The 7,576-nt window shown below is 41.2% G+C and carries 5 protein-coding genes, 2 pseudogenes and 1 riboswitch; of the genes and pseudogenes, 1 reads left to right on the top strand and 6 read right to left on the bottom strand.

The features are described from left to right. Positions 1-7 precede the first annotated feature (7 nt). The 4 genes from uca to FTU36_RS05455 all read right to left on the bottom strand — a co-directional run bounded on the left by uca (position 8) and on the right by FTU36_RS05455 (position 6,262). Positions 8-3,613: an urea carboxylase gene (uca, locus tag FTU36_RS05440; protein ID WP_180116994.1), complete on the bottom strand. Its 3,606-nt coding sequence runs from the start codon at positions 3,611-3,613 to the stop codon at positions 8-10. 4 nt (positions 3,614-3,617) lie between these two features. Beyond that, a complete protein-coding gene (locus tag FTU36_RS05445; protein WP_180116995.1) occupies positions 3,618-4,280 on the bottom strand; it encodes an urea amidolyase associated protein UAAP2 in 663 nt (220 codons plus the stop codon). A gap of 11 nt (positions 4,281-4,291) precedes the next feature. Next, positions 4,292-5,029: an urea amidolyase associated protein UAAP1 gene (locus FTU36_RS05450; RefSeq protein ID WP_180116997.1), complete on the bottom strand. Its 738-nt coding sequence runs from the start codon at positions 5,027-5,029 to the stop codon at positions 4,292-4,294. A gap of 29 nt (positions 5,030-5,058) precedes the next feature. Beyond that, positions 5,059-5,170, bottom strand: a riboswitch (guanidine-I (ykkC/yxkD leader). A 198-nt stretch (positions 5,171-5,368) separates the two neighbouring features. Beyond that, positions 5,369-6,262, bottom strand: coding sequence for a LysR substrate-binding domain-containing protein (locus FTU36_RS05455; protein ID WP_078190935.1), 894 nt, complete (start codon positions 6,260-6,262; stop codon positions 5,369-5,371). A 190-nt stretch (positions 6,263-6,452) separates the two neighbouring features. Here FTU36_RS05455 and FTU36_RS05460 point away from each other — a divergent pair, with 190 nt between their 5' ends. After that, positions 6,453-7,154 carry an HAD family phosphatase gene (locus FTU36_RS05460; protein WP_180116999.1) on the top strand — a complete coding sequence of 234 codons (702 nt, stop codon included), beginning with the start codon at positions 6,453-6,455 and terminating at the stop codon, positions 7,152-7,154. Between the two features lie 89 nt (positions 7,155-7,243). Here FTU36_RS05460 and FTU36_RS05465 read toward each other — a convergent pair. Both FTU36_RS05465 and FTU36_RS05470 read right to left on the bottom strand, forming a co-directional pair. Then, positions 7,244-7,450: pseudogene (locus FTU36_RS05465) on the bottom strand (hypothetical protein); the annotation flags it as partial. 34 nt (positions 7,451-7,484) lie between these two features. Continuing rightward, a pseudogene (locus tag FTU36_RS05470) lies at positions 7,485-7,576 on the bottom strand (IS5/IS1182 family transposase); the annotation flags it as partial.

A 7,576-nucleotide genomic window follows, 5' to 3' on the forward strand; every position in this document is an offset into this window, starting at 1 on the left:
ATCTACTTTAAGCCACTGGCGACAACGTAAACAACACCTGTCCCGTTTTCACCGTTTGCCCTTTTTCAATGGTAATTTCAGAAACCATCATCCGCTCAGGTGAAATGATGGGGATCTCAATCTTCATCGCTTCAATTACCGCAAGCGTTGCGCCTTCTTCCACAATATCACCTGACTTGCATTCAATTTTCCAAATACTGCCCGGCATGTGCGATTCCACTGCACAGCCACCTTCTGGAATTTGAACATCACTATCATCGGTCACAGCATCTAAGCTTTCAGAAACATATTCTGCAAGCCCGGCTTCATGCCAACGACGACGTTCTTCATCAAAGTTGGCTTGTTGGATGGATTTAAATGCTGAGATTGATTCTGCATTTTCAGTCAAGAAGTCATTGTATTCTTTTAGGTTCAGTACACCTTCTTCTACACGCAGTTTTAAGCGACCCGCTTTGAAGTCCTCACGCATCTGCATCAGTTCAGCTTCTGAAACTTCATAAAACTTAATTTGGTCAAAGAAGCGGAGTAACCACGGTTTTCCTTGTTCAAAATCGGCATTTTTGCGGTAGCGTGACCACATCTGCGTGGTACGACCCACAAACTGATAGCCACCCGGACCTTCCATACCGTACACGCACATATAGGCACCGCCAATACCGACAGCATTTTCAGGTGTCCATGTCCGTGCAGGGTTGTATTTAGTCGTCACTAAACGCTGGCGAGGATCAAGTGGTGTTGCCACAGGTGCACCTAAATACACATCGCCCAAACCCATGACCAAATAACTCGCGTCATAAACCACATCTTTGACCGCTTGTTTGTCTTTTAAACCATTAATACGACGGATAAACTCAATATTGTCAGGACACCATGGTGCATCTGGACGTACTGTTTGCATATAACGCTCAGTTGCCAGTTGCGTTTGTGAATCTTCCCAAGCCAGTGGTAAATACACAGTCCGTGACGGTACTTGCATTTGGGTCACATCAGGCAGCTCAGCTTCAGCGACTTGCAGTAAACGCAATAAATCCAATTGATCAAGCTTGATCGAATCAAAATGAATTTGCAGTGAACGAATCCCCGGTGTGAGATCAATAATCCCTGTGATATTTTGCTTTTGAACCCATTGCATGAGTGCATGAATACGGAAACGTAAGTTCAGATCTAAAACTAACTCACCATATTCCACCAACATGTAGTTGTTGCCCGCAGGACGATACACCACATCCGGCAAGCCATTCTGACCTTTTAAAGTATCAAGCACCGCGTTTTTTAAGGTGGAAAGTTCAGGATAAAATGACTCATCAAATGCCACAGCCTGCGTATCAGATACTTCTAATTGCGCATGATATTTTTCATTTAAAAGTTTCGCTTGATGATAACTCACAGGTATAAATGTAACTTTGTCTCCTGCTTTCAATTGACCGAGTTTCCAAAGCTCAGAATTAATCACCACGGCAGGACAAACAAAGCCACCGAGACTTGGACCATCTGGACCCAAGATAATCGGCATATCGCCCGTGAAATCAATCGCACCAATCGCGTAAGCATTGTCATGAATATTTGATGGATGCAAACCGGCTTCACCACCATCCTCACGTGCCCATTCAGGTTTTGGACCAATCAAACGAATACCTGTACGGCTTGAGTTAAAGTGAATCTCAAAAGTATTGGCAAAGAAGGTATCAATGTCTTTTTTAGTAAAGAAGTCTGGTGCACCATGCGGGCCGTACATCACCGCAATTTCCCATTCATGACTAAACGTTGGCACTTGTTCAGGCGCAAGTGCTGTCACTTGTTCAGATGTAAATGCCGTGATTGGCAACATATCTCCAATCAATAAATTACGACCAGCATGACCACCAAACTGACCAAGGGTAAAAGTCGCTTGTGAACCTAAATATTCAGGCACATTCAGACCACCTTTAATCCCGATATAGGTGCGACAACCTGTGGCGATTTTGCCACATTTTAAAATCTGACCTTTGCGCACATTCACGGTTTTCCACATTGGCACAGCCACACCATCAAGGGTTGATGGCATATCACCACCCGCCAATACAATTTGGCTATCACAGTGGAATTTTAAGCTTGGTCCTTGCAAAGTGCATTCAAGCCCTGCTGTGTTATATGCATTGCCTAACAATTGATTCGCAACATTAAGTGACAGCGGATCAATCGCACCTGATGGTGGTACACCCACATTCCAATAGCCCAAACGACCTGTGACATCTTGCACAGAAGTTTGAATGCCTGATTGCAACACTTCAATTTTTTGAGTTTTCCACTCAAATGTATTTAAGAAACGTGTGGTTTGCGTACCAGCTTTAAATACATCACAGTCGGTAATATTTTGTAGATATTCAAGATTAGTTTCGATGCCTGCAACCGATGTTTTGGCAAGTGTTTCGGTCATTGCAGCAATTGCAGAGTCACGATCGTCCGAAGTCACAATAATTTTAGCAATCATCGGGTCATAAAATGACGATACATTGGAACCTGTTTCCACCCAAGTTTCATTGCGTGCATTGACATCAAAATCAACGTGCGTTAAAAGCCCTGCACTCGGTTGGAAGTTTTTGATTGGGTCTTCAGCATATAAACGTACTTGAATCGAATGACCTTTAGACACAAGTTCTGCTGTTGGTGCAATCCAATCACCGCTGCCTAAGGTCACCATCCATTCCACAAGGTCTACACCAAACACTTGCTCCGTCACGCCATGTTCAACTTGCAGGCGAGTATTTACTTCTAAGAAATAGAATTCCTGTGTGTCGGTATCCATGACAAATTCAACCGTGCCTGCCGAACGGTAATTCACCGACTGCATGAGCCCAATCGCAACCGATTGAATATAGGCACGTTGATCATCATTGATATGTGGTGCTGGGGTTTCCTCAATCACTTTTTGGTTTCGGCGCTGCACCGAACAATCACGCTCGCCAAGTGCCAAGACTAAGCCATTACCATCACCAAAAATCTGCACTTCGATATGACGGGCATTTTGTACGAATTTTTCGAGGTACAAGCCTGCATCTTTAAAGTTGGCTTGGGCAAGATATGAAACCGTAGAATAAGCATCTTTCAGCTCTTCTTCATTCCACACCAAACGCATACCAATACCGCCACCGCCTGCGGTACTTTTCAGCATCACAGGATAACCAATACGTTTAGCTTCCGTTAAGGCTTCGGCTTCATCTGCCAAAAGCTGACTGCCCGGAAGAAGTGGTACATTGGCTTGAATCGCAAGTTCGCGCGCAGTATGTTTTAAGCCAAAGGATTTCATTTGTTTTGAGTCTGGCCCTAAAAATACAATGCCTTGAGCTTCACAGAGATCACAAAATTCTGCATTTTCAGACAAGAAACCATAGCCCGGATGAATCGCTTCTGCACCTGTTTGTTTTGCGACTTCTAAAATTTTATCGACATTTAAATAGCTTTGGCTGGCAGGACTATCACCAATAAATACTGCTTCATCCGCCAAGGTCACATGCAAAGAATCACGGTCTGCTTCGGAATACACAGCAACAGATTGAATGCCTAATTTCTTGAGTGTACGGATCACACGGCAAGCGATTGCACCACGGTTGGCAATGAGGACTTTATTAAACATGCTATTACTCCTCGCCTTCACGGATGATCAATTGAATTTTGGTTGGGTTATAGGCATTACAAGGGTTATTCAGTTGAGGGCAATTGGAAATGAGGACGATTAAATCCATTTCCGCTTTCACTTCGACATATTTACCTGGTGCAGAAATACCATCATCAAACTTTAAATGACCCTCGCTTGTCACAGGAACATTCATAAAGAAATTAATATTTGGGCCGATATGGCGCACGTTTAAGCCATGTTTTTTGGCAATCGGATGTTGTGATAAGGCAATCATGAAATTGTTGCGGCAGCTGTGCATTGGGAATTTGTCATGTGCATAACGAACAGTGTTGCTTTCACATGAACATGCACCGCCCAAAGTGTCATGACGGCCACAGTTGTCGTCATGTATGGTGGCAATTTTGTTGCCGAAATTAGTATAAAGTTCTGTACCTTTTTCTAAATAAATCTGCTGATTTATGGCTAAGGTATCCGTAGCGCTATAACGCTCTTCAGGGTTTTGGCTTGAGATAAATAGCGTATCCACCGCTTGATTGCCTTCGAGGTCAACAATACGGAAATACTGCCCTTTTTTGACTTCGCACATCCAAGCTTCACCGGCAGGACATACTTCGCTTAACACTGATTTTTCAAAATTTTGTGTTGGATTTACTAATGCAGTCATGATCATTCCCCTCAAGCCGTTAAAGCGTAATAGCGTTTATTATTTTGAAAAGCACGCTGATTTTGCGGACATGAATCTCGGCAAACGTCGCTATCGCCTAAAGGTAGTGCTTTAAACAGTGAAAGTTGAATATCTGCAGGTGCATACACCGTGCTGTTATCCAAGCCATGCGGTGCGGCAGATAGAAAGACTAAACAATCCATTTCAAAGCGAAGTTCAATAATTTGATTTGTATTGTTCGATGCAACATAACTTAAGTTGCCATTGTCATCAGGTTGAACTTTAGAGAATAAATTTAAGGTACTGCTCAGGTCGGTTGCAGATAAACCAAATTTGGTCATTTCAAGCAGCAAGCTATCCTTACCACTGCGGTACATATCGTTACGGGCATCTTGGAAAGTTTTTGAACCAAATTGTTGTTCGATTTGTTCTGCTGTACTTGGTGCACAAAAAACATCATTCCAAGCGTGATCATCTTTCACAATAGAAACCATAGCACGACCTAAATCTGATGCCAAAATATGACCCGTACTTAAATATGCCGTATGCTGCCCTTTAAGGCTGTCTGGCATGTTGTAGCGCTCAAGCTTATCTTCACTATTTACACAGTACAGCGCCACATTGGTATTTTGCCCTAGCGATTTAAGCTGTAATACTGCCCCACGCTGAATACGCGCTGACCAGTGGTGTCCACCCGGTAAAAGTTCAGTCCATAGTGCTTTATCGTCATGATAATGTGTTGTGCTCATTGCAGCCTCTGCCTAATTCTTAACTGTTTACCTCCCGGGCTTTTATCCCTCCGTGCAGCTTTGCTTTGAATTAAAACGAAGCCGTGAACTCTCGGTCGCGGTCATACATGAAGATGTATCGGAACCCTAGATCACTTTATGATGTATGTAGAAATGCAAAGGCTGTGCCAATTTAGTATTACCAATTTATATAAACGTAATACTGCTATTTATTAGACTTTTTTATAGTATTGAGCTATAGCATGACCAAATCGGGTGCAACCCATGCACAAAATTGCTGCAAAAATTGCAAAAAAAAAGGCCCAAAATCATTTTTGGGCTTTATGTAATGCATAAAAATTATTTTACCAATATCTCATGGAACATATGACGTAGCCATTGATGGCTGGTTTTATGATGGCAGGACATATGCCAATATTGCTTCACGCCATAGGTTGGAAATGCAATCGGTGCGTCAAATATTTTTAAGTTGCCGCGCGAAAGCAATACTTCACTCAAGTAGTACGGCACAGTAGCAATCGCATCAGTGTCTTGCACAACCAAGCCCACACCTAGATAACTAGGTAATCGCATCAAAATATCACGTTTTAAATCAAGGTTAAGCAACTCATTTTCAATATGGTAGTGCCCCATCCCTGCATCAATATCAATGTGCGACTCTGATAAATATTGCTCAGTTGTAATGGTGTCACCCGTTAATCGTGGATGGTCCTTGGCTGCAATCACCACATAATATTGCTCAAACAGTTTTTGCTGATAAAAGCCGCTTTCCAAATGCGGTAAAAACCCCAGTGCTAAATCAATTTCACCATTCGCCATCTGATAACTGGTTTCAGTGGTAATCGGGCGTACATTCAGACGTATTTGTGGCGCGTGTTTTTTTAGATATTGGCTGATTTTAGGCAATAAAACCAAATGCGAAACATCGGTCATGGCCAAAGTAAATTGTTGATCTGAAATAGCTTGATCAAAATTAATCGTAAAATTATTAATGGCTTCAACTTTACTCAAGGCTTCGCTGACTAAAGGAAATAATTGACGCGATAACTCCGTAGGCACCATTTCATTGCCGATACGTAAAAATAAGGGGTCGTTATAATGCTGTCGTATTTTATTTAAAATATTACTGACTGTAGGCTGACTCATTTGCAAGTGTTCAGCAGCTTGCGACACATTTTTGTACTTATAAACATGAAAAAAAATGCTAAGAAGTTTACAGTCCAATTCAAACACGAAAGATTTAGTCCCTAATTAAATATTGCAAGTTATGCTGTGCATCATCTGCTGAATTATACAAAAAGCCAATAACGAAATATTACTTTTATTGCAGATGAAACGCCAGTTTAGCCTGCTCAGTTGAGTTCAGCTTTTCAACACTCCAATCAGTCCGCATAATAGACATAGCTCGAATTTGGATATCAACATGCTTCAAGGAAAAAAACTGGTTTGTTTTGATTTAGATGGCACACTTATCGATTCTGTTGGCGTGTGGAATCAGGTCGATGCAGATTTGATTCAACAGTTAACTGGACAAACCATCCAATTGGATTTCATTCAACGTGAACGTGACATTCAGCTGCAATTATTTAAAAACACCGCAGACCCTTACTTAATGTACTGTAACTATCTAAAAGATACTTATAAAATTGAACAACACACAGCAGATCAAATCAAACAGCAACGATATGCCATTTCACAGCATTTTTTAGAACATATCATCTTGCTTAAACCACATGCAGCGTTATTTGTTCAACAGCTCATTCAGCAAGGTATTCAGGTGGCAATTACCACCACGACCAGCTTGCAAAATATTTATCGATATCAAAAAAATATCAACATTTATCCAAAGCTGCATTTTGAAAATAGCTTTGATCTGATCCTGACCCGTGAAAGTGTCAAAAATATTAAGCCTCATCCTGAAGTCTATTTACAGGCGATTGAACATTTTGCAGTTCGACCTGAAGAATGTTTAATTTTTGAAGATTCACTCATTGGTGTAGAAGCTGCAAATGCAGCAGGCATTGAAGTGGTTGCCGTGTATGATGCATATTCAGAGCACGAAATTGAGCAAATCAAAAATAAAGCGGATTATTTTATCCATGATTTCTCTTCGGTTCTGAACTAAGTTAAAGTAAATAAACGTTCGCTTAAAAGTTAAAAAGCAGCCCAACTTAGAGGCTGCTTTTGATATTTTTGCATCTATAGATAATTGATCTATTTTACTTTTTTATAAATGGATCCAGACCCAACTAAATTTCCAGTTTTTTCGTCAATCGCAAATTCAACAGCACCTGTCCCAGAGTTTACAGCCAGTAAACCAGATTCAGCGACAGATGCAGGTACAGGATTTTTCTTTTCAGATTTACCACTTTGTTTATCTTTTAAAGTATTGGTAATGAAATAGTTTTCACCATTTTTACTAGGGTGTGTTGACATTTACAGCCGATAAATTGAGCTAAAGAGGCAACCATATAAATATACAAGCTAAAGCAACAGCGCTTTGATAGTTACGTTTTAGCTTATCGTATCTTGTGGCAATTCCTCTAA

Source organism: Acinetobacter sp. YH12096, from assembly GCF_013419215.1.
Lineage (GTDB): Bacteria > Pseudomonadota > Gammaproteobacteria > Pseudomonadales > Moraxellaceae > Acinetobacter > Acinetobacter amyesii.